Source organism: Bacteroides oleiciplenus YIT 12058, assembly GCF_000315485.1.
In the GTDB taxonomy this organism is placed as follows: Bacteria; Bacteroidota; Bacteroidia; order Bacteroidales; family Bacteroidaceae; genus Bacteroides; species Bacteroides oleiciplenus.
Window position 1 is genome coordinate 169,115 of the sequence record NZ_JH992944.1, and the last position, 22,631, is coordinate 191,745.

Annotated in this window: 14 protein-coding genes; 12 read left to right on the plus strand and 2 right to left on the minus strand. The window is 43.9% G+C overall.

The window, feature by feature from the left end; all coding sequences use genetic code 11:
- Nucleotides 1-45: 45 nt before the first annotated feature.
- Genes HMPREF9447_RS20435 through HMPREF9447_RS20450 form a run of 4 tightly spaced genes read left to right on the plus strand, consistent with a single transcriptional unit; the run spans nucleotide 46 to nucleotide 4,669 of the window.
- Nucleotides 46-354 carry a HigA family addiction module antitoxin gene (locus tag HMPREF9447_RS20435; protein ID WP_009131687.1) on the plus strand — a complete coding sequence of 103 codons (309 nt, stop codon included), beginning with the start codon at nucleotides 46-48 and terminating at the stop codon, nucleotides 352-354.
- Nucleotides 355-413: 59 nt separating this feature from the next.
- Nucleotides 414-2,627 (plus strand): S9 family peptidase, encoded by a 2,214-nt coding sequence (locus HMPREF9447_RS20440; RefSeq protein WP_009131688.1) that lies wholly within the window; start codon nucleotides 414-416, stop codon nucleotides 2,625-2,627.
- Nucleotides 2,624-3,493: a lipoyl synthase gene (lipA, locus tag HMPREF9447_RS20445; RefSeq protein ID WP_009131689.1), complete on the plus strand. Its 870-nt coding sequence runs from the start codon at nucleotides 2,624-2,626 to the stop codon at nucleotides 3,491-3,493. Before HMPREF9447_RS20440 ends, lipA begins: the two co-directional genes overlap by 4 nt.
- Before the next feature lie 57 nt (nucleotides 3,494-3,550).
- Entirely contained in the window at nucleotides 3,551-4,669 is a 1,119-nt protein-coding gene (locus HMPREF9447_RS20450; RefSeq protein ID WP_009131690.1) for a hypothetical protein, read from the plus strand.
- Here HMPREF9447_RS20450 and HMPREF9447_RS20455 read toward each other — a convergent pair.
- Entirely contained in the window at nucleotides 4,635-5,339 is a 705-nt protein-coding gene (locus tag HMPREF9447_RS20455; protein ID WP_009131691.1) for an SAM-dependent methyltransferase, read from the minus strand. The two genes, HMPREF9447_RS20450 and HMPREF9447_RS20455, sit on opposite strands and share 35 nt — an antisense overlap.
- A 120-nt stretch (nucleotides 5,340-5,459) precedes the next feature.
- Nucleotides 5,460-6,317: an enoyl-ACP reductase FabI gene (locus tag HMPREF9447_RS20460; protein WP_009131692.1), complete on the minus strand. Its 858-nt coding sequence runs from the start codon at nucleotides 6,315-6,317 to the stop codon at nucleotides 5,460-5,462.
- 508 nt (nucleotides 6,318-6,825) lie between these two features.
- On the opposite strand from HMPREF9447_RS20460, the gene HMPREF9447_RS20465 reads away from it, so the two are divergent.
- The 8 genes from HMPREF9447_RS20465 to HMPREF9447_RS20500 all read left to right on the plus strand — a co-directional run bounded on the left by HMPREF9447_RS20465 (nucleotide 6,826) and on the right by HMPREF9447_RS20500 (nucleotide 22,521).
- The gene (locus HMPREF9447_RS20465; protein WP_009131694.1) at nucleotides 6,826-8,430 is read left to right on the plus strand and encodes a glycoside hydrolase family 28 protein; all 1,605 of its coding nucleotides are present in this window, start codon (nucleotides 6,826-6,828) and stop codon (nucleotides 8,428-8,430) included.
- A gap of 372 nt (nucleotides 8,431-8,802) precedes the next feature.
- Nucleotides 8,803-10,023 (plus strand): DUF4861 domain-containing protein, encoded by a 1,221-nt coding sequence (locus tag HMPREF9447_RS20470; RefSeq protein WP_009131695.1) that lies wholly within the window; start codon nucleotides 8,803-8,805, stop codon nucleotides 10,021-10,023.
- 76 nt (nucleotides 10,024-10,099) lie between these two features.
- Nucleotides 10,100-11,779: a glycoside hydrolase family 43 protein gene (locus HMPREF9447_RS20475; protein ID WP_009131696.1), complete on the plus strand. Its 1,680-nt coding sequence runs from the start codon at nucleotides 10,100-10,102 to the stop codon at nucleotides 11,777-11,779.
- A 390-nt stretch (nucleotides 11,780-12,169) separates the two neighbouring features.
- Nucleotides 12,170-12,823 (plus strand): HAD family hydrolase, encoded by a 654-nt coding sequence (locus tag HMPREF9447_RS20480; protein ID WP_009131697.1) that lies wholly within the window; start codon nucleotides 12,170-12,172, stop codon nucleotides 12,821-12,823.
- Nucleotides 12,824-12,948: 125 nt separating this feature from the next.
- Nucleotides 12,949-15,429 (plus strand): glycoside hydrolase family 95 protein, encoded by a 2,481-nt coding sequence (locus HMPREF9447_RS20485; protein ID WP_009131698.1) that lies wholly within the window; start codon nucleotides 12,949-12,951, stop codon nucleotides 15,427-15,429.
- A 281-nt stretch (nucleotides 15,430-15,710) separates the two neighbouring features.
- Entirely contained in the window at nucleotides 15,711-18,932 is a 3,222-nt protein-coding gene (locus tag HMPREF9447_RS20490) for a SusC/RagA family TonB-linked outer membrane protein (RefSeq protein WP_009131699.1), read from the plus strand.
- A gap of 21 nt (nucleotides 18,933-18,953) precedes the next feature.
- The gene (locus HMPREF9447_RS20495) at nucleotides 18,954-20,858 is read left to right on the plus strand and encodes a RagB/SusD family nutrient uptake outer membrane protein (protein ID WP_009131700.1); all 1,905 of its coding nucleotides are present in this window, start codon (nucleotides 18,954-18,956) and stop codon (nucleotides 20,856-20,858) included.
- Nucleotides 20,859-20,877: 19 nt separating this feature from the next.
- Nucleotides 20,878-22,521, plus strand: coding sequence for a DUF5123 domain-containing protein (locus tag HMPREF9447_RS20500; protein ID WP_009131701.1), 1,644 nt, complete (start codon nucleotides 20,878-20,880; stop codon nucleotides 22,519-22,521).
- The last annotated feature ends 110 nt before the right edge of the window (nucleotides 22,522-22,631 follow it).

The window sequence follows — 22,631 nt, forward strand, 5'->3', positions numbered from 1 at the left end:
GTTGTATAAATGTATTGGATATAACCAATCATTATCAATAAAATTATGAATACAGTAAAAAGAATACCAACGCATCCGGGAGATGTTTTGAAAGAAGAATTAGAATGCCGTAAAATCTCTCAAAAGAAATTTTCAGAAGTTTTAGGAGTGTCCTATACTATGCTCAATGAGATACTAAACGGAAAACGCCCCATAACCAGCGACTTTGCCTTAATGGTGGAAGCGGCTTTGGATATTAATGCGGAACTGCTTGTCAACATGCAAACCCGTTACAATATGGCTGTCGCCCGTAAAGAAAGTACGCTGAATAATAGACTACACGAAATACGCAAAATGTGTGCTTCCTTGTTATAGTCTTCTTTTAAGAATTTATTCCCATATCTATCCACCCACTAAAGAAATCAATCAGAATTATGAAACAGATAAGTATTGCAATTCTTCTTTGCCTCTGCACATTGGCAGGCTTCGCGCAAGGCGGTCAGGCACTTGATTTAAAAGATATTGTATCGGGTAAGTTCCGTGCTGAAAACATTTACGGGGTGATTCCCATTCCCGGAGACGGAGAACACTATTCACAAATGAATGCGGAAGGAACGCAGATTATCAAATATTCCTTCAAGACGGGCAAACAGGTAGAGGTATTATTCGATGCTGCTACCGCACGCGAATGTCCGTTCAAGAGGTTCGACAGCTACAGTTTCTCTCCGGATGGTAGCAAACTACTCATCGCTACGGAAAAAACTCCGATTTATCGCCATTCTTATACCGCTATACATTATATATATAGTCTGAAACGGAACATCAACGGAGAAATCAACAATATAGTAGAGAAACTGTCCGATGGCGGTCCGCAGCAGGTACCGGTATTCTCACCGGACGGAACAATGGTTGCTTTCGTGCGGGATAATAATATCTATCTCGTAAAGTTCCTGTACGGTAACAGCGAAAGCCAGATTACGGAAGACGGCAAACGCAATGCTGTGCTGAATGGCATTCCCGACTGGGTGTATGAGGAAGAATTTTCCTTCAATCGTGCTCTGGAATTCAGTGCCGACAGCAAAATGTTGGCCTATACCCGTTTTGATGAAACAGATGTACCTTCTTACAGTTTCCCGATCTTTGCCGGAAGCAATCCCCATATCTCTGCTTTTGAGAAGTATCCGGGCGATTATACTTATAAATATCCCAAAACCGGAGAAACGAATTCAAAGGTATCCGTACACACTTTTGACATCAAGTCGAAAGTGACACGTAAGATGCAAGTGCCGATGGATGCTGATGGATACATTCCGCGCATCCGTTTCACACAAGACCCTAACAAACTGGCTATCGTAACATTAAACCGTCATCAGAACCGTTTGGATATGTATTTCGGCGACCCTCGTTCCACAGTTTGCAAACAGGTATTGCGTGACGAAAGCGATGCATATATTAAAGAGAATGTATTTGATAATATCATTTTCTATCCTGATAACTTTAGTTATTTGAGCGAAAAGAGCGGTTATAATCATCTGTACTGGTACAGCATGGGCGGAAACCTGATTAAGCAAGTCACTGCCGGAAACTATGAAGTAAAGAACTTCTTAGGCTGGGATGCTGCTGACGATAGTTTCTATTATATCAGCAATGAAGAAAGCCCGCTCCGTCAAGCTGTGTACAAGATAGACCGCAAGGGAAAGAAAACCAAGCTTTCCGCTCAGCCCGGTATCAATAGCGCCCAGTTCAGCACGGACATGAAATACTACATGAACCGCTATTCAAATCTGAGCACTCCTACTGTTATCACCCTGAATGACAATACAGGTAAAGTATTGAGTACGTTGGTTACCAACGCCTCATTGAAACAAACCCTGGCGAAATACAATATACCCCAGAAGGAATTCTTCACTTTCCAGACACAGGATGGAGTAACGTTGAATGGCTGGATGATGAAACCGACAAATTTCTCCGCATCTAAGAAATATCCTGTACTCTTATTTCAATACAGTGGTCCCGGTTCTCAACAGGTACTCGATACATGGGGCATCAGTTGGGAAACTTACATGGCAAGCCGCGACTTCATCGTTGTTTGTGTAGATGGACGCGGAACGGGCGGACGTGGTGCCGAATTCGAGAAGTGCACCTACCTCAACCTGGGTGTGAAAGAAGCAAAAGACCAAGTGGCAACTGCTCAATACATGGGTAGTCTGCCTTATGTAGATAAAAACCGTATCGGCATCTGGGGATGGAGCTACGGCGGATACATGACCATCATGAGTATGAGTGAAGGTACTCCCGTCTTCAAGGCCGGAGTTGCTGTAGCTGCCGTGACCGACTGGAATTATTACGATACCATCTACGGCGAACGCTTCATGCGTACCCCGCAGGAGAATGCCGAAGGATACAAAAGTTCTTCCGCCTTCACACGTGCCAACAATCTGAATGGAAATTTATTGTTAGTTCACGGCATGGCAGACGACAATGTCCACTTCCAGAATTGCGCTGAATATGCAGAACATCTGGTGCAACTGAACAAGCAATTCGATATGCAAGTTTATACGAACCGCAACCACGGTATCTATGGTGGCAATACCCGTTATCACCTGTATACAAAACTGACGAACTTCTTTGAGAAAGAGTTGAAATGACAGATAGAGTACGCAAGCCTGAATGGCTTAAAATCAGTATAGGAGCCAATGAACGGTACACTGAAACCAAACGTATCGTTGACTCTCATTGCCTGCACACCATTTGCAGCAGCGGACGTTGCCCCAACATGGGAGAATGCTGGGGAAAAGGAACCGCCACCTTTATGATAGGCGGCGACATCTGCACCCGTTGCTGCAAATTCTGCAATACTCAGACAGGCAAGCCGCTTCCGCTGGACGCGGACGAACCTACCCATGTGGCAGAGTCCATAGCTTTGATGAAGCTATCTCATGCAGTAATCACCTCCGTAGACCGGGACGACTTGCCCGACCTCGGAGCCGCACACTGGGCACGTACTATCCGGGAAATCAAACGACTGAACCCCGAAACTACGGTTGAAGTGCTTATCCCGGATTTCCAGGGAAAGAAAGATTTGATTGCGCAGGTAATCGAAGCTTGTCCGGAAATCATTTCCCATAATATGGAAACAGTGAAACGTATCACTCCGCTGGTGCGCAGTGCAGCCCGTTATGATACGAGTCTGGAAGTGATACGCCAGATAGCCGATAGTGGAACAACTGCCAAATCGGGCATCATGGTGGGATTGGGAGAAACTCCGGAAGAAGTAGAAGAACTGATGGACGACCTGCACCGGGTGGGCTGCCGGATATTGACAATCGGTCAGTACTTGCAACCTTCGCACAAGCATTACCCTGTGGCAGAGTATGTTACTCCTGCACAATTCGCTTTTTACAAGGAAATAGGTTTAGCCAAAGGATTCGATCAGGTTGAGAGTGCTCCTTTGGTACGCTCCTCTTATCATGCCGAGAAACAAATCAGATTTTATAAAAAAGAAACGAAATAAAAACTAATTGCTCTACTTATTTGTTATCTATGAGATAACGACAAAATAAAGTTAGCAATGCCTAAAAAAGGAGTTCTATCATCTAAGTTTAATATGTCTTTGGGATTTATCCCTGCTATCGTATCGATTGTATTATGCGAATTCATAACCCAAGACATTTCCATCTACATTGGTGCAGGTGTAGGGATCCTTTATAGTTTATTTACGCTATGGAATAAAGGAGCCAGAGTTCCTAATTTTCTACTTTACTGTACCACGGCAATGCTCCTGTTATTAACTCTTACCACCTTTTTCTTCGGTGATTGCTCCACTCGCGGCATGTTTCCGTTGACGTTGGAAATAAGCACCCTTATACCGATTGTTGTCATCTTCCTGAACAGAAGAAGATTTCTTGCCCACCAGATTTCCCAATCAAAGAAATGTTGCAAACAGCTTTTCGCACAAGGGGCGGAGTCTGCCATTGTATCTACACGAGTGGTTATTATTATCGCCTTTATCCATCTGCTGGCAATCTTCATAGCTATACTGATTCCCGGCCCTTTAAGTGATACTGCCCGGAATATACTATTCCGGTTTTGTCCGCCCGCCGTATTTATATTGAGTATACTGTTCAATCAGTTTGGCATTCTCTACTTCAACGTAATAATGGAGCATACTGCTTTTGTCCCCATTGTCAATACGAAAGGAGATGTTATCGGAAGAAGCCTTGCAGTAGATGCCATCAACCGGAAGAACGAATATATCAACCCAGTGATCCGCATCGCTGTATCTCACAACGGAATGCTGTATCTACGCCCGCGTCCGCAACGTTGCATTCTCGAACGGGGAAAAACCGATGTACCGATGGAGTGCTATCTCTTATATGGAGAAACTCTGGAACAAAGCATCGTCCGCCTCATGAAACAGGCATTTCCACAAGCTCCGATACAGGATTTGCAGTTCAACATTATGTATCACTTTGAAAACAAAGTGACCAACCGCCTCATCTATCTTTTTCTTATTGATATAGAAGACGACAATCTTTTACGGGATAAACAGATAAAAGATGGAAAGCTCTGGACTTTCCAACAGATAGAGCATAATTTAGGTAAGAACTTCTTTAGTTGCTGCTTTGAGAATGAATACGAGCATCTAAAAGAAGTTATTTGTACAAGAGAAAAATACAAGGAATTTTAGAAAGATCGGGGACTTTTCCCTGCCACTCTTTCACTGTTTTGGTTCTGATATACTCTCCTTCGCACGTAATGTTCGCAGCAATACAAAGTTTGGTTTGCGGGCGGCAGTTACGCAAAATATCATCCACCATTTTATTATTGCGGTAAGGCGTTTCAATAAAAAGCTGTGTCTGTTGTTCGGAATAAACTCGCTGTTCCAAGGTTTTCAGTTTCTTGGCACGCTCATCCGGCTCAATGGGAAGATAACCATGAAAAGCAAAACTTTGCCCGTTGAATCCGGACCCCATGACAGACAGAATAATAGAAGACGGTCCCACCAACGGAACCACTTTCAGGTTCTTCCGCTGGGCAATTGCTACTACATCTGCTCCCGGGTCGGCCACTGCCGGACAACCGGCTTCGGAAATCACTCCCATAGATTGCCCTGCTATCAATGGTTTCAGATAACCGGAAATATCCTCGGGTGATGTATGCTTATTCAACGGATAAAAAGTCAACGCATCAATATCTATCTCCCGATCCACCTTTTTCAGGAAGCGGCGCGCCGAACGCACATCTTCTACAATGAAATGACGAATACCAAGTATGATCTCCTTATTATAGGAAGGCAACACAGTTTCAATAGGAGTATCCCCCAATGTGACAGGCAAAAGATAAAGAGCTGTTTCCACGTTGATAAGTGATTAGTGATGAGTGATTAACGGTTAACGGTAAGTGATGAGTGATTATTAGCTGCGCTGTTACACTGCATAGTTGTTAATCACTCATCACTTACCGTTAATCACTAATTATCATCCGTAAATAATGTTTCCATTTTCGTCCATATATTCATCCAGTCCCTTTTCATAAGTGGCCATAGCACGAAGACTCATACCTACGCTGGAGAAACCACCGTCGTGGAATAAGTTCTGCATAGTCACTTTACGAGTCAGATCGGAGAACATCACGATACAATAGTCAGCACATTCATCGGCTGATGCATTGCCCAACGGAGACATGCGGTTGGAGAAATCGAACAATTTATCCATGCCCTTCACACCCGAACCGGCAGTCGTCATAGTCGGTGACTGAGAGATGGTATTGACGCGTACATTATGTTCGCGACCATAGATATAGCCGAAGCTACGTGCGATGGACTCCAACAATGCCTTAGCATCTGCCATATCGTTGTAACCGTAGAACGTGCGTTGTGCAGCCACATAGCTCAATGCAAGGATTGAACCGTAATCAGCAATTGCATTCAACTTCTTGGCAGCCTGTATCATCTTATGGAAAGACACAGCGGAAATATCAAGGGTTTTGTCCAGCATATCATAATCCAAATCATCATACGTGCGTTTCTTGCGAACATTGGGAGACATGCCGATGGAGTGGAGCACAAAGTCAATCTGACCGCCCAGCACTTCTACGGAACGCTTGAATACATTTTCCAAATCTTCTACGCTTGTAGCATCTGCGGGGATAACTTCGCATTGCAATTTATCTGCCAGTGCAGATACCTCGCCCATGCGAACTGCTACCGGAGTGTTTGACAAGGTGATCGTTGCACCTTCTTCTACAGCTTTTTCTGCTACTTTCCAGGCAATGGACTGCTCATTCAGAGCACCGAAAATAATGCCTCTTTTTCCTTTCAACAAATTGTAACTCATACCTATATTAATTAAAAGTTGACAAGGTTTTCAGGGAACAAGTAAGCAAGGCATCGCCTTGTTATCTTGTATCTTTCCACCTTGTTCACTGATTTTGAGGCCGCAAAGATAGTGCAAATTGAACGCATAGCAAAATAAGCTCGCTTATTTTTGCTTTGCCGAAATGCCGCCTATCTTAATTTAAGATATGAACTTTCTACATAAAATCCCCGAAAGTGTGCAAAGAAAAGGACAAAACCACAAAAAATCCACCTAAACCAACAAATTGTGCACATGGTTTCGACTAAAGCCCGATACTTTTGCAAACGGTAATTAAGAGGTTTTTTCATAATATTTATTTAAGGTTAGAATTAGGTTAACATGAATCATTTATTATTTCTTTCGCAAGCCACTCGGGAGAGCCGCTTGCGGGAGGGTAATAAAAAAGCAGAGAAATTGAACCTTGGAGAAAACCTATTAATCCACAAACTTATAACTAATAACTTATAACTAAAATATAGTATCACGGATGAACACATTTATCAAAAAACTATTGGTGCTTACTGCACTAACCCTCCCGTTGCTCCCCGTTCAGAACACGGTGAAAGCCCAAAATGGAGATTATATAGATGATAGTATCTATGAGAATTTACCCTTCGATATGCCGAAAGTAGAACAACCCACATTTCCGAACTATACAGTCAGTATTGTAGAATTTGGAGCCAAAGGAGACGGCATTATGCTGAATACCAAGGCTATCAACGACGCAATCAAAGCAGTTAATGCCAAAGGCGGCGGTAAAGTAGTTATCCCCGAAGGCTTGTGGCTGACCGGTCCAATTGAATTACTGAGCAACGTTAATCTATACACGGAAATGAACGCGTTGATTCTGTTCACTGATGATTTTGAGGCTTATCCTATTATAAAGACATCTTTTGAAGGACTGGATACCCGTCGTTGCCAATCTCCGATTTCTGCATGGAATGCCGAGAATATTGCAATTACAGGACATGGTGTATTCGATGGTTCGGGTGATAGCTGGCGTCCGGTAAAGAAAGGCAAACTGACTTCAGGTCAATGGAGTAGCCTGGTAAAATCGGGTGGTGTTGTCGATGAATCCGGCAGCATTTGGTATCCCACTGCCGGAGCTTTGAAAGGAGCTATGGCTACCAAGGATTTCAATAATCCGGAAGGTATTGAAACAGATGAAGAATGGAATGAAATCCGTCCGTGGTTGCGTCCGGTATTGCTGAATATCGTGAAGAGTAAAAAAGTACTATTGGAAGGCGTTACCTTTAAGAACTCCCCCAGTTGGTGTCTGCACCCGCTGTCATGCGAACATATCACCATTCATAATGTAAAAGTATTCAATCCCTGGTATTCACAGAATGGGGATGCACTTGACCTGGAATCTTGCAAAAATGCACTGATTATCAACAACATCTTTGATGCGGGCGATGATGCAATCTGTATCAAGTCAGGTAAAGACGAAGACGGCCGCAGGCGCGGCGAGCCTTGCCAGAACGTGATTGTAAAGAACAACACTGTATTGCACGGTCATGGTGGCTTCGTAGTAGGTAGCGAAATGTCAGGCGGTGTAAAGAATGTATATGTAACGGATTGTACATTCCTCGGCACAGATGTAGGTCTGCGATTCAAGAGCACCCGCGGACGCGGTGGTGTGGTTGAAGGTATTTATATCCACAACATCAACATGATTGACATCCCGCACGAAGCATTACTGTTCGACCTCTTCTATGGCGGTAAAGGTGCCGGTGAAGAAACTGAAGACGATCTGGCAGGCAGAATGAAGGCAACCGTGCCCCCCGTAACGGAAGAAACTCCCGCTTTCCGCGATATCCATATCACGAATATAACTTGCAAAGGTGCCGGACGTGCCATGTTCTTCAACGGTCTGCCGGAAATGCCTATCCGCAACGTACATGTAAAAGATGTTGTGGTTACGGATGCCAAAGAAGGTATCGTTATCAGCCAAGCCGAAAACGTATCTATCGAAAATGTAAAGATAGAGACAAAAGGCAAGGCATTACAGGTGAAACAGGCTAAAGATCTGAAAGTAAACGGAAAGACATATAACAACTCAGCAGCTAAATCTTTGAACATCGATTTATAAAGTCTGTTAGTGAATGATATATATAGTTTTTCTTTATTCGTTTCTGTAGCGGTTTTGAATGAAATGATGATTTACTGAGTATCTCAATTAATTAGGCGGACTATCTTAACTCCCCTCCTCCAGTTGGAGGAGGAGAATTGAGATAGTGCTGTTTATCATTTGCCTCATTACTAATCACTAATCACTAATCACTAAACGCTAATCACTAATCACTTTTGTTCCTTTCTGCACAAACATGAACTAAATAAAAAAATCGGCAAACTATTTTATTGACCTTACCCACAAAGACGACAGTATTTATATCAAAATAGAAAAGGAATTACGCGAGGTTTGCACTACTTTTGTGGCAAATTAATTAGATATTTAATAACCATGAGAAAGAGAATCTTTACAGTATTACTGTTATTGTGCGGTCTTTCTGCTGTGGCAGAGGCACAAGATGCAGAAAAGAGTTTTACAGTGGAAGTAAGCAACGCCTGGAACAAGGCGAAAGCTGACGAACCGGTAGTAATCAAACTCAGCGAAATCAATCCCCAATTCCGCGTACGCTCGGCAGTTGTCATGAATGGCAACGAGGAAATCCCCTCGCAACTGGACGACCTGGACGGTGACCGCCGCCCCGACGAACTGGCATTTGTCATCGACCTGCCCGCCAAAAGCAAAAAGACGCTGACCGTCACCCTGTCTTCCGCCAAAAGTGACAAAACGTATCCCGCCCGCGTATATGCGGAAATGCTCGTCAGCGACAAAAGAGGTAAGCATGTGCCTGTGCAGTCCGTAACCATTCCGGGCACCAGCAATATATACAACCAGATGCATCACCACGGCCCGGCTTTCGAGTCCGAGTTGGTGGCTTACCGTCTGTACTTCGACCATAAACAGACCGTTGATATCTACGGCAAATTCAATAAAGGCTTTGAGGTGAAAGAATCACAATTCTATCCGACTGACGAACAACTGGCACGCGGCTTCGGAGATGATGTCCTTCTGGTAGGCGGCAGTTGCGGCCTAGGTGCGCTGAAAGGCTGGGACGGCAAGAAAGCAACCCACATCACTCCCGTTGCCACACTCACCGAACGCATCATTGCCTACGGCCCGGTGCGCACCATCTCGGAAATAGAAGTGGCCGACTGGCAATATCAGGGATCGGAACTGAACATGACCAACCGTTACACCCTCTACGGCGGACACCGCGACGTACTCGTGGAAACTTTCTTTGCAGAACCGCTGAAGGATGAAATCTTCTGTACCGGCGTCATAGACATCAAAGGTTCCGTCTCTTACTCCGACCACAAAGGCCTGATAGGCTGCTGGGGAACGGATTGGCCAGTGAACGACACAGTGAAGTACGCCAAAGAAACCGTAGGACTGGGTACGTACATTCCACAGAAATATGTAAAAGATGAAGTGAAGGACAAAGCCAACTATCTGTACACCATTGGTGCCAAAGGCAGCAAATACTTCACCCACAATATCACATTCACTTCCATGAAAGAAACTTTCGGATACAAGACGCCCGAAGCGTGGTTTGCCTATATCCGCGAGTGGAAGGAGGAGCTGGAACATCCGGCAATGGTGAAAGTGATAAAGTGATAGAGTGGTGTATGTTTTAATTCGTAATAAATAACCAATCACTAATAATTAATAACTAATCACTAAAGAACGTATCATGAAAGCAAGAAAGACCCTGGTGAGTCTATGTCTGTTGCTCGCCCTACCACTGGCGGCACAGCAGAAGAACTATGTTTCCGAGGTATGGGTAGCCGACCAAGGAAACGGTAAGTACAAGAATCCGGTGCTCTATGCAGATTATTCCGACCCGGACGCCTGCCGTGTAGGAGACGACTACTACATGACATCCTCCAGTTTCAATTGTCTGCCCGGACTCCAGATACTCCATTCCAAAGACCTTGTGAACTGGACTATCATTGGTGCTGCCGTACCTTACGCACTCTCCCCCATCGAAACTCCCGAACGTCCCGAACACGGCAACCGTGTATGGGCGCCCGCCATCCGTCATCACAACGGTGAGTTTTATATCTTCTGGGGAGACCCCGACCAGGGTGCTTTCATGGTGAAAGCCAAAGATCCGAAAGGTCCGTGGACCGAACCCGTATTGGTGAAACCGGGCAAAGGCATCATCGATACCTGCCCGCTTTGGGATGACGACGGTAAAGTGTATATGGTTCATGCCTATGCAGGCAGCCGCGCCGAACTGAAAAGCGTCATCACTATCTGCGAACTGAATGCCGAAGCTACCAAGGCCATCACTCCGTCACGCATCATCTTCGACGGTCATGAGGCGCACCAGACTTGCGAAGGTCCGAAGTTCTACAAACGCAACGGTTACTATTACATCTTCCATCCGGCAGGTGGCGTTCCCACGGGTTGGCAGGTAGTGCTCCGTTCCAAGAACGTATACGGCCCCTATGAATGGAAAACAGTGCTTGCACAAGGTGATAGCCCCGTGAATGGCCCCCATCAGGGTGCATGGGTGGACACTCCAACCGGCGAAGACTGGTTCTTCCACTTCCAGGATGTAGGCGCTTACGGTCGCCTGGTACATCTGCAACCCATGAAATGGGTGAACGACTGGCCCGTTATCGGCATCGACAAAGACGGTGACGGTTGCGGCGAACCCGTGATGACTTACAAGAAACCGAACGTAGGCAAGACTTATCCCATCTGCACTCCGCAGGAAAGTGATGAATTCGACGGCTATACTCTGTCTCCGCAGTGGCAATGGCACGCTAATATCAACGAGAAATGGGCCTATTACGCAGGCGACCAAAGCATTGTACGCCTGTACTCTTATCCGGTTGTGAAAGAGTATAAGAACCTTTTCGACGTTGCCAACCTGTTGTTGCAGAAAGCGCCGGCTCCCAACTTCACCGCTACGATGAAGCTGACCTTCAAGCCGACAGAGAAATATAAAGGCGAACGTACCGGACTGGTAGTGATGGGTATGGACTACGCCGGACTGATTCTGGAAAATACGGATAAAGGACTCGTTCTTTCTCAAGTATCCTGCCCGAAAGCCGACAAAGGCACTTCGGAAGAAGTGAACGGTACGGTTGCCCTGACGGACAACACCATCTACCTGAAAGTAAAGTTCGCCAGCGACGGAAAAAAAATCTCCAAAAGCGAAGGCGGACATGACCTATTAGTAATGTGCAATTTCAGTTACAGCCTTGATGGGAAGAAATATCAGCCGCTTGGCAAGCCTTTCCAAGCCAAAGAAGGCAAATGGATTGGCGTAAAGGTAGGTACATTCTGCACACGTCCCGCCATCACGACCAATGACGGTGGATGGGCGGATGTTGACTGGTTCCGCATCACCAAGAAATAAAAATAGCGCTTTAGCTATCATCATTCATTCCTCCTTACTGGGACTTTGCTCTCAGTAAGGAGGAATTTCAATTTGCATATACATCTAGATATCAACGCATTGCATTTACCAACAATTTACCGCAGGATGTAAAAGCATTTACCGCCGCATGTAACAACCTTTACCTCCTATTGTAACGCTCTTTACCTCGGCATGTAACGACCTTTACCTCGGTATGTAAATGAAGTTACCATTGGGGATAAAAAGAGTTCCCCCATAAAGTAACGGAAGTTATGCTGCAAGGTAACGGAAGTTTCCCCGCAGAGTTGTCTTCTTTTGATCTGCATCAACATATTGTTTGAACGGAATGCGCTATATTTGTGTTCTCTAATAAAAAAACCCTAAAGAAGTATGAAGAAATTGGTTATATTCGATTTAGACGGAACCCTACTGAACACTATTGCCGACCTGGCACAAAGTACCAACCACGCATTATCTGCGTTAGGTTATCCCACCCACGAAGAAAAAGAGTATAATTTCATGGTTGGCAACGGCATCAACAAGCTGTTTGAGCGTGCTTTGCCCGAAGAAAGCAGAACGGAAGAAAATGTATTGCGCGTGCGTAAAGAGTTCGTGCCTTATTACGACCAGCATAATGCCGACAAAAGCAGCCCATACCCCGGCATTACAGAACTTCTGGACGAACTACAGGCCGAAGGTCTGCAACTGGCCGTCGCTTCCAATAAATATCAAGCTGCCACTGAGAAACTGATAGCCCACTATTTCCCAAATATCTGCTTCACGGCCGTCTTCGGACAACGGGAAGGGGTGAATGTGAAGCCCGATCCCACTGTTGTACATGATATTCTAAAGATAGCACAAACTGCCAAAGAAGATGTACTCTATGTGGGAGACTCCGGCGTAGACATGCAAACAGCTAACAATGCCGAAGTGACATCCTGCGGTGTAACCTGGGGATTTCGTCCACGCACGGAATTGGAAACATTCCATCCGGATTACATAGTGGATAAGGCTGAAGAAATAACAGCAATAGCTTTCAAGTAAAAAAGAAAAATGCACTGCAATGTGACATAACTCCATTTTTACTCCTTTTTAGCCAGATATTCCCCCTGAAAGTGCCATAAACTGCCTAACCTTACAATCGAAATACCAAAAAATGAAAAACAATGATGAAGAAATGGTTATTAGTATGTTTTGCCGTAGCCTGCATAGGAAATAACGTGCAGGCACAGCAAGCAGATGAAACACTTAAATTATGGTATGACACCCCCGCCACACAATGGGTGGAAGCTCTGCCACTAGGTAACGGACGTATTGGTGCCATGGTTTTCGGTGACCCTGTGCACGAACAGTTCCAGTTGAACGAAGAAACCGTATGGGGCGGTTCTCCTCACAACAATACCAATCCTAAAGCCAAAGAGGCTCTGCCACGCATCCGCCAACTTATCTTCGAAGGTAAGAATGCGGAAGCACAGGCTCTTTGCGGCCCTGCCATTTGCTCGCAATCGGCCAACGGAATGCCTTATCAGACCGTAGGAACGCTGCATCTCGACTTCGATGGAATCAGTAACTATACTGATTATTACCGTGACCTGGATATTGAAAAAGCTATCAGCACCACCCGCTTCACTGCCAACGGAGTGACTTATACCCGGGAAGCCTATACTTCTTTCCCCGACCAAGTACTCGTTATCCGTCTGACAGCCTCACAAAAGAAGAGCATCTCATTCACCGCCAAATATACAACTCCTTACAAAGAGAACATAGTGCGTTGCATCTCTCCCCGAAAAGAGTTGCAACTCAATGGGAAAGCTAACGATCACGAAGGCATCGAAGGCAAAGTTGAATTCACCACCCTCACCCGTATAGAGAATAGCGGCGGAAACTTGGAAGTATTATCGGACAGCACCCTACAAGTGAAAAATGCCAATAGCGTCACTCTATACGTTTCCATAGGCACCAACTTTGTGAACTACAAAGACGTCTCCGGCAATGCCCAGACTACAGCACAAAAGTATCTGGCAAACGTAAACAAGAACTATACAAAAAGTAAAGCAACCCATACCAGCACCTATCAAAAGTTCTTCAACCGCGTATCACTGGACTTGGGACGCAATGCCCAGGCCGATAAACCGACTGACGTACGCGTCAAAGAATTCAGTTCCAGCTTCGACCCGCAAATGGCGGCCCTGTACTTCCAGTTCGGACGCTACCTACTGATATGCAGTTCGCAACCCGACGGACAAGCGGCCAACCTGCAAGGTATCTGGAACTATCAGCTCCGTGCCCCGTGGGATGGCAAATACACCACCGACATCAATGTAGAAATGAACTACTGGCCTGCCGAAAGTACTTCCCTGCCCGAAATGCACGAACCATTCCTGCAATTAGTGAAAGAAGTAGCTATACAGGGACGTAAAAGCGCCGCTATGTACGGCTGCCGTGGCTGGACGCTGCACCATAATACGGACATCTGGCGCAGCACTGGTGCTGTAGACGGTCCCGGTTATGGCATCTGGCCCACCTGCAACGCCTGGTTCTGTCAACATTTGTGGGACCGCTATCTCTTCTCCGGCGATAAGAACTATCTTGCCGAAGTATATCCTCTGATGCGTGGTGCCTGTGAATTCTACCTCGATTTTCTGGTACGTGAACCTGAAAATAACTGGCTGGTAGTAGCTCCCTCCTACTCTCCGGAGAACAGACCGGTTGTTAATGGAAAGCGGGACTTCGTAGTCGTTGCAGGAGCCACAATGGATAACCAAATGGTATACGATTTATTCTACAATACCATCGCTGCCGCCCAGTTAATGAACGAAAACACTACATTTACCGATAGTCTGCAAACGGTAGTTAATCATCTAGCCCCCATGCAAGTAGGTCGTTGGGGACAATTACAGGAGTGGATGCACGACTGGGATAATCCCAAAGACCGCCATCGCCACGTTTCCCACCTCTGGGGCTTATATCCCGGACGTCAGATCAGTGCATACAACTCTCCGATTTTGTTTGAAGCCGCCAAGAAGTCGTTAATCGGTCGTGGTGACCACTCCACCGGTTGGTCGATGGGTTGGAAAGTCTGCCTGTGGGCACGCCTGCTGGACGGCAATCATGCTTATCAACTGATTACCGAACAACTTCACCCCACTACTGATGAAAAGGGACAAAACGGAGGCACCTATCCGAATCTGTTCGATGCCCACCCGCCTTTTCAGATTGACGGTAACTTTGGTTGTGCTGCCGGTATTGCCGAGATGCTTATTCAGAGTCACGATGGTGCTGTCCATCTTCTTCCGGCATTGCCTGAAGTATGGAAACAGGGAACACTAAAAGGTATCCGTTGCCGCGGAGGATTTACGGTTAAAGAAATGACATGGGCAAATGGCGAATTACAAACAGCCATAATCACTTCTAATATTGGCGGTACACTCCGCATCCGGAGTCTGACTCCCCTGTATTTGAATGGGGAAAAATTGAGCCCGACCTCACAGGAGATATCCGATAACCCGCTTCTGCAATCGCAGAGTATCCGTAAGCCATTGGTTGCAGCCAACGTTCCGGTTTGCGTGCCAGAATATGCACAGACTTACGTGTATGACATTGATACGAATGCAGGAAATGAATACATTCTGACAGCAAAAGATCAATAGGAATAAATAGTAATCAAAACTATAGAGATACTGACAGAAATCAATGACCAATATGTTAAAATGTCAAGAGGGGAACAATAAATTCCCCTCTTTTCTGTTATATAACATCATTTAGGCAATCCGCAAAAGCATAATAGACAGTAAATAACAAAAAATACCACCCTAAAAACAGATATTACACATTTATCTTTTCACATCCCTATACATTTGCAACAATGAATTAACAGTGTGCCCGAACACACTAACGAAAAAAATCATATTTAATTAATATCATGCAAAGAATGTCTAACAAGATGAAAAACATGCGCGCCGCACTACTATTCTTTTTAGTAGCCGTGATATCGCTTAGCGTATCAGCGCAAAATGTAACCGTAACAGGTACTGTGACGGACAAAACGGGAGAAACCGTTATCGGCGCTTCCGTAGTACAGAAAGGGAATACTGGTAACGGTACTATTACCGACATTGATGGTAATTTCTCCCTTAGTGTTCCCGCAAATTCCACATTGGTATTCTCTTATGTGGGAATGACTCCTCAGGAAATAGCATTGAAGGGCAAAACCACAATTGATGTAGTAATGGAAGATGATGCACAAGCCTTGGATGAAGTAGTGGTTATTGGTTATGGTACAGTACAGAAGAAAGATCTGACAGGTTCTGTAGCCTCTGTTAGTGCCAAACAGTTAGAATCGATTCCGGTTTCAAGTGCCTCAGAAGCTTTGCAAGGTAAGATGGCAGGTGTACAGATTACTACAACTGAGGGTTCACCAGATGCGGACGTTAAAATTCGCGTACGTGGTGGCGGCTCTCTCTCACAAGACAATTCTCCTCTTTACATTGTAGACGGTTTTCCTGTATCCAGCATCAGTGATATTGCTCCTACAGATATCCAGTCTGTAGACGTATTAAAAGATGCTTCTTCTACTGCAATCTACGGTGCACGTGGTGCCAATGGTGTAATTATTATAACCACTAAATCCGGTTCAGAAGGAAAAACCCAAGTAAACTTTGGTGCATCTTACGGTTTCCGTAACGTAATCAAGCAAGTAGGCGTATTGGATCCATATGAATTCAGTCTCTATCAATACGAGTTGGATCAGACTGGTACATCTTACGGTGCATATAAAGATTTGGAAATCTACAAATCGCTGGAAGGTTCAAACTGGCAAGATCAATTGTTTGGTCGTACAGGTAATCAACAACAATACAACATCAGCGTAAGTGGTGGTACCAAGTCTACCAAATTCAACATCAGCTACGCACGTAATGATGAAAAGAGTATCATGAGGGGTTCTGGATACTCTAAAAACAACATCAATGCTAAAATCAATACGGAAATCAACAAATGGTTAAGCCTCGACTTCAATGCCCGCCTGATACAACAGAAGATAGACGGTCTGAGCGGAGGTGCTGATAATGAAAGCAGTAAAGCATATTCATTAGTAGCCCGTGCCATCACTCATGCACCAATAAAGGCATTAAATGAAGACTCTGAAGATGATGAAAACAGCACCAATGCACGTTACACTCCGTTGGAACGCGTAGATGCAACTTATAAACAACAAAGAAGATTCCGTCAGGACTACAACGTAGGCGTTAACTGGGAACCACTTAAAGGGCTGAAATTCAGGAGTGAATTCGGATATGGTTGGAAGTTTGATGATACAGACCAAGTATGGGGATATAAAGCAACAGCAAACTCCAAATTTGGTCATGGTGGTCTTCCACAAGCATATCTGACAAACTCTGACAATAAGAACTGGAGAAATGCCAATACATTGACATACGAAAATAAGAAGTTATTTAATGGACGCGACCGTCTCAATGTTATGATTGGTCATGAGGTCTCCACTTCTCAGGATACAAAGAAATACGTAACTGCAGTGGACTTCAGTAAAGATGCAACAACACAAGAAATTCTTGCTGCACTCGGTAACGGAACAGCACTTCCTACCAGTACATATATTGGCATCAAAGATAATTTGCTTTCATTCTTTGGTCGTGCCAATTACACGCTGATGGATAAATACTTGTTTACGTTCACAATGCGTGCCGACGGTTCCAGTAAGTTTGCCAAAGGTAGTCAATGGGGTTATTTCCCCTCGGGAGCTATCGCATGGCGCATCTACGATGAAGCTTTCATGAATAATACAAAAGAATGGTTATCCAATCTGAAGGTTCGCGTAAGTTATGGTACAGCAGGTAACAATCGTATTCCAAGTGGTTCTATGTACACCACTTACTCCGTTGCCGGAACTTCTGAAAAAGGTATCTATTTTGATGAAACAACAGCAGTCGTATTGAAACATGGCAATGTACTCTCCAATCCCGGACTAAAATGGGAAACAACTATCTCACGTAATGCCGGTATTGATTTTGGTTTCTTCAACAATCGTCTGTCCGGTGCTATTGACGTATATTGGAATACAACGAAAAACTTGTTGATGAAAACGACTATTGCTTCCAGTTCCGGTTATTCTTACCAATACAAAAACATGGGTCAGACATCTAATAAAGGTGTAGAGCTCCAGTTGGATGCCGTATTAGTGGACGCTAAAAATTTCGGTCTGAATTTCAACTTCAACATTTCATATAATCGCGGTAAGATTGACAAATTAAATGGCAGTTCATTCTGGCAAAGTAGTAGCTGGGCAGGAACAGCCGCAGCAGGTATCGAGGATTTCTTAGTTGAAGAAGGCGGACGTTTAGGTGAAGTGTATGGTTACAAAACAGATGGTTTCTATACTGCTGATGACTTTACCTTCGACACAGAAAAAGGAACCTATGCCCTGAAATCAGGAGTTAACGATTGTAGCTCCCTTATTGGTGGTAAAGTATACCCCGGTTCCATTAAGCTGAAAGCTGATGAAAATGGCGAATACAAGAAAGAACGTTTAGGAAATACCGTACCTACCGTATCCGGAGGTTTTGGCCTGAATGCCCGTTGGAAAGGTTTTGACTTTACAGCTTTCTTCAACTATTCACTTGGAAACAAGATTGTGAATGCAACAAAATTAGGATCAAGTTTCTATAGTGGTTCATCTAAGAACTGGAATATCAACGACCATTTTACTTCAGCCAATCGCTATTCCTGGATTGATCCTTCAACAGGTACCAACCTGCTGAGCAGTGCCTCTATCAAAGCAAATGGTGAAGCATGGACTGTCAACCGACTAAACGAAGTAAATGCAGGCTCAAGCATTTGGAATCCTGCTGCTGCTACAGTTATGCCACTCGTTGACTGGGCTGTAGAAGATGGCTCTTTCTTACGCGTCAATAACATTACAATCGGTTATACATTACCAAAATTGCTTGTAAACAAACTGAATATACAAAATATCCGTATCTATGTTACAGGATACAACCTGCATTGCTTTACCAAATACTCAGGCACTGACCCTGAAGTAGATTGTTGTACAAGCACACCTATGACTCCGGGTATCGACTATGCTGCATATCCTAAGAGTCGTTCATTCGTAGGAGGCATCAACGTTACATTCTAATTTTAAAGACAGAGAAGAATCATGAAAAATATATTAAAATCATTTGCAATAGTAGGAATAAGTGCAATAGTTCTTACTTCTTGTTCCGACTTTCTGGATCAGACCTCTCCTTCTGAAATGACTGGAGAAGCTGTATTCAATTCAACGACCTACACCCAGCAAGCCTTGAATAAGGTATATGCGGGGCTCACCAAGGATGAGACCTACGTACAATCAGTTCCCATCCATTTCGGTATGAACTCAGACATCGAATTAGTGGACGGATTAGGTGCAACTAATTCCAATTCTAACAATGAACGCGGTACGTGTAACTACAATCCGCAGTTGAGTTGGTCAAAGCTTAATAATAATTGGAAAGGTATGTACGAAGCCATTGAAAATGCCAACATTGTAGTTGAAGGTATTGAAGGTAGTACACTGATTGCCGAAGGCAATGCTGCTAGAAACAAAATGTTGATGTTCAAGGGAGAAGCACTAACGTTGCGCGCCATGCTTTACCTGGATTTAATCCGTACTTATGGAGATGTACCAATGAAATTTGAAACAACCAATACGGACGGCTCTAACATCTATTTGGGCAAAACAGACCGTGATATTATCATGGATCGCTTGATTACGGACTTAGAAGAAGCTATCGGATATTTGCCTTGGGCAGGAACTTCTGGTTACACCACAGAGAAAATGACTAAAGGATTTGCCCATGGTTTATTAGCTCGTATCGCCATGACATACGCCGGATATTCTATCCGCGAAAGTTCTAAATCAGGTTATGAAAACATGCCTAATTGTGATGCAACTTATCCTACACAACGACCAGGTACAGAAAAGCGTAGAGAACTCTACACTCTTGCTGTAAAACACTTAGATGCCATTATCGCCAGCGGTTATCACAAACTCAATCCTTCTTATGAAAGTGAATGGTATCTGTTGAACCAGTTAACTTTAGATCAAACATATCAAGAGAATTTGTATGAAGTAGCACACGGTGTAAGTTTTTCCGGAGAAATGGGATATACTATAGGTGTCCGCATCAACGGAAAAACAACTTACTACGGAGCTAAAGGTAACTCAAGTGGTAAAGTAAAGGTTATCGCTCCCTTCTTCTGGAGCTTTGATAAGAATGACCAACGTCGTGACTTAACTTTTGCCAACTTCGATATTAGAGAAGGAGATAATGGCAATACTGTTGAGACAATGCAGGGAAATTCTCCATTTGGTATATACTTGGCAAAATGGGATCCTCGAAAGATGACAGACAAATGGTTGAATGCAGCAAGAGCATCCGCTGACAAGGTAGCTACGGGTATCAATAATGTTATCATGAGATATTCTGACGTATTGTTACTGTATGCAGAAGCGTTGAATGAACTTCAAGGTGCTGATGCTGTCGGGCCGACATGTGGTTTAAGCGCAAGAAAAGCTTTTGAAGAAGTACGTAGCCGCGCATTTGCCGACGCACACAAAACTGAAGCAATCAGCTATGTCAATAGTTTAAGTAGCGGTGACGAATTCTTCAATGCACTCGTTGACGAACGTGCCTGGGAATTTGCAGGTGAAGCTATCCGTAAATGGGACTTGATACGTTGGGGATTGCTCTCACAAAAAATAGAAGAAGCTAAGGCTGCTTATAAGGAACTAATCAAGGTAGCCCCCAAAAAGTTGTACTACAAAATGAAAGCTGACAAACCAGGAGAAATTGATCCTGAAAGCATTTGCTGGTACGAAGAACCACAGGTCACTACTGACTATAAGAGTGTAACCTTCTGGGGATCTGAAAACGAAGAAACCGGTAGCAATGTTGTAGATAATCTGCCATACATCAGTGCAGGTTTGAACACTCCGGTTATCAACAGACACGTATTCCCAATTGGAGCCACTACAATATCCGACTCTAACGGAACGTTACAAAACTCTTATGGATTCTAATATCATAAAAACAACGGTTATGAAAACAAATAAGCTAAAATATATAGCCTTATCAGGAGCACTAATGCTCCTGACGGCATTCGCCGCCACATCTTGTGACGATGTGAACGACTGGACCACTGATTCGTCTTACAACAGACTGTTCAGTGTTCCTAAAATGAGTGTATCAGCCAATGCCACAGATGCTGAACTCACATGGACTACCACTCCGGGAACTGAATATTATATTATAGAAATCAGTTTAGATAGTCTATACGATGACATAGCTATGGGAAACAGTAAAGGATCAATCATTTACGGTGAAAACAAATCTATCACTAAATCTCCCTATACTTTGGAAGGTTTATACAGCGACAGCAAGTATTTTATCCGTATGAAAGCATTTTCTGCCAATACGCCAGAATCTAAGTGGGGATATATGAGCGATTTCTCATTCAAGACCCGTACCGAACAAATCTTTGAGAAATGGACCATCAGCCATGACAAGATAATGCTGTACTGGCCGGCTAATTCAACTGCTGACCGTATCGAAATTACAGATACAAACGGAACAGTAGTCAAAAATATCACTTTGACTTCTACCAATCTGGAAGATGGAACCATTGTTATAGATGGTCTGACTCCTCTCACATCCTATACCGCAACTCTTTACAATAAAGAGTCAAAACGCGGTGTTGTAGACTTTACAACAACTGCAAAAGTGCCTGATGCTGATTATACGGCTTTCTTACAAGCAAGTGATTCCTTGAACAATGACTTGTTCACTACAATGGCTGAAGCAGGCTATCAGACTGTAAACATAGCACTGCCTGCCGGAAGTTCTTATTACAACGAAAACAATATTAACATTCCTGATGGCATGTCTGTAACATTCTTCGGTCTCCCTGGAGAAAAACAAGCTATCATTGGCGTCAAAGGTATTGATATTGCAGGAACTCACAGCTTCATCAAATTTGAAAATGTAGAAATTACAGGTGCTGGAAAGAAAGCAGACGGTAGCAATACAACCAATGATTATCTCTTCAACCAATCAAAAGCTGCTACAGTTGGTTCTATCGAATTCAGCAATAGCTTCATCTATGGCTTCAAGAATACCCCGGTGAGATTACAGGGCTCTGACATTAAAGTTATCGATCTGGTTAAATTTGAAAACTGTACGGTATATGGAGCAGATGCAAGAACTTACAGCCTTATACATATAGACGCAGGTAGCGGTAAGGGTAAGATTGAAAATATTGAGTTCAGCAAAACGACTGTAGTCTATAGTGGGAAATGCTTGGTTTATAGCAGAAATACAGACTTCACATCCTTAACGCTGTCTGATTGTACTTTCAGCAAACTTCTGGGCAGTGGAGACTATATATTGGATTGTGACAAAAATGGTAATGGTCCATCACAAGGAGTGACTATCACCAACTGTATTTTTGGTAGTACGCTAGCCGAAGGCAAGGGTATCCGCGCCAATGATAAACCTGTAGAAGTTACCAACAGTTATATAACCAATGATATGAAAATCACAGGCAACAAGATCAATGATTTGATTACCTATGACGGTGGTGAAGCTAATCTTTTCAAGGATCCCGCTCAGTATGATTTCACCATTATCGATAACAGTTTTGCTGGTAAAACAAATTGTGGTGACCCGAAATGGTACATGAAATAAAAAGGTTATTATAAGCAAATTGCCAAGATAAAATTCTTGAAAATTAGCTTTAAGAAACTATTCCTGAATGAAATGTCCCTCAAAAGTCTTTGTTAACTTTTGAGGGACAT

Excerpts from the sequence above, each read along its gene's own strand:
- HMPREF9447_RS20435 (WP_009131687.1), top strand. The coding sequence starts at position 46 with ATGAATACAGTAAAAAGAATACCAACGCATCCGGGAGATGTTTTGAAA.
- HMPREF9447_RS20440 (WP_009131688.1), top strand. The coding sequence starts at position 414 with ATGAAACAGATAAGTATTGCAATTCTTCTTTGCCTCTGCACATTGGCA.
- lipA (WP_009131689.1), top strand. The coding sequence starts at position 2,624 with ATGACAGATAGAGTACGCAAGCCTGAATGGCTTAAAATCAGTATAGGA.
- HMPREF9447_RS20450 (WP_009131690.1), top strand. The coding sequence starts at position 3,551 with ATGCCTAAAAAAGGAGTTCTATCATCTAAGTTTAATATGTCTTTGGGA.
- HMPREF9447_RS20460 (WP_009131692.1), bottom strand. The coding sequence starts at position 6,317 with ATGAGTTACAATTTGTTGAAAGGAAAAAGAGGCATTATTTTCGGTGCT.
- HMPREF9447_RS20465 (WP_009131694.1), top strand. The coding sequence starts at position 6,826 with ATGAACACATTTATCAAAAAACTATTGGTGCTTACTGCACTAACCCTC.
- HMPREF9447_RS20470 (WP_009131695.1), top strand. The coding sequence starts at position 8,803 with ATGAGAAAGAGAATCTTTACAGTATTACTGTTATTGTGCGGTCTTTCT.
- HMPREF9447_RS20475 (WP_009131696.1), top strand. The coding sequence starts at position 10,100 with ATGAAAGCAAGAAAGACCCTGGTGAGTCTATGTCTGTTGCTCGCCCTA.
- HMPREF9447_RS20480 (WP_009131697.1), top strand. The coding sequence starts at position 12,170 with ATGAAGAAATTGGTTATATTCGATTTAGACGGAACCCTACTGAACACT.
- HMPREF9447_RS20485 (WP_009131698.1), top strand. The coding sequence starts at position 12,949 with ATGAAGAAATGGTTATTAGTATGTTTTGCCGTAGCCTGCATAGGAAAT.
- HMPREF9447_RS20490 (WP_009131699.1), top strand. The coding sequence starts at position 15,711 with ATGTCTAACAAGATGAAAAACATGCGCGCCGCACTACTATTCTTTTTA.
- HMPREF9447_RS20495 (WP_009131700.1), top strand. The coding sequence starts at position 18,954 with ATGAAAAATATATTAAAATCATTTGCAATAGTAGGAATAAGTGCAATA.
- HMPREF9447_RS20500 (WP_009131701.1), top strand. The coding sequence starts at position 20,878 with ATGAAAACAAATAAGCTAAAATATATAGCCTTATCAGGAGCACTAATG.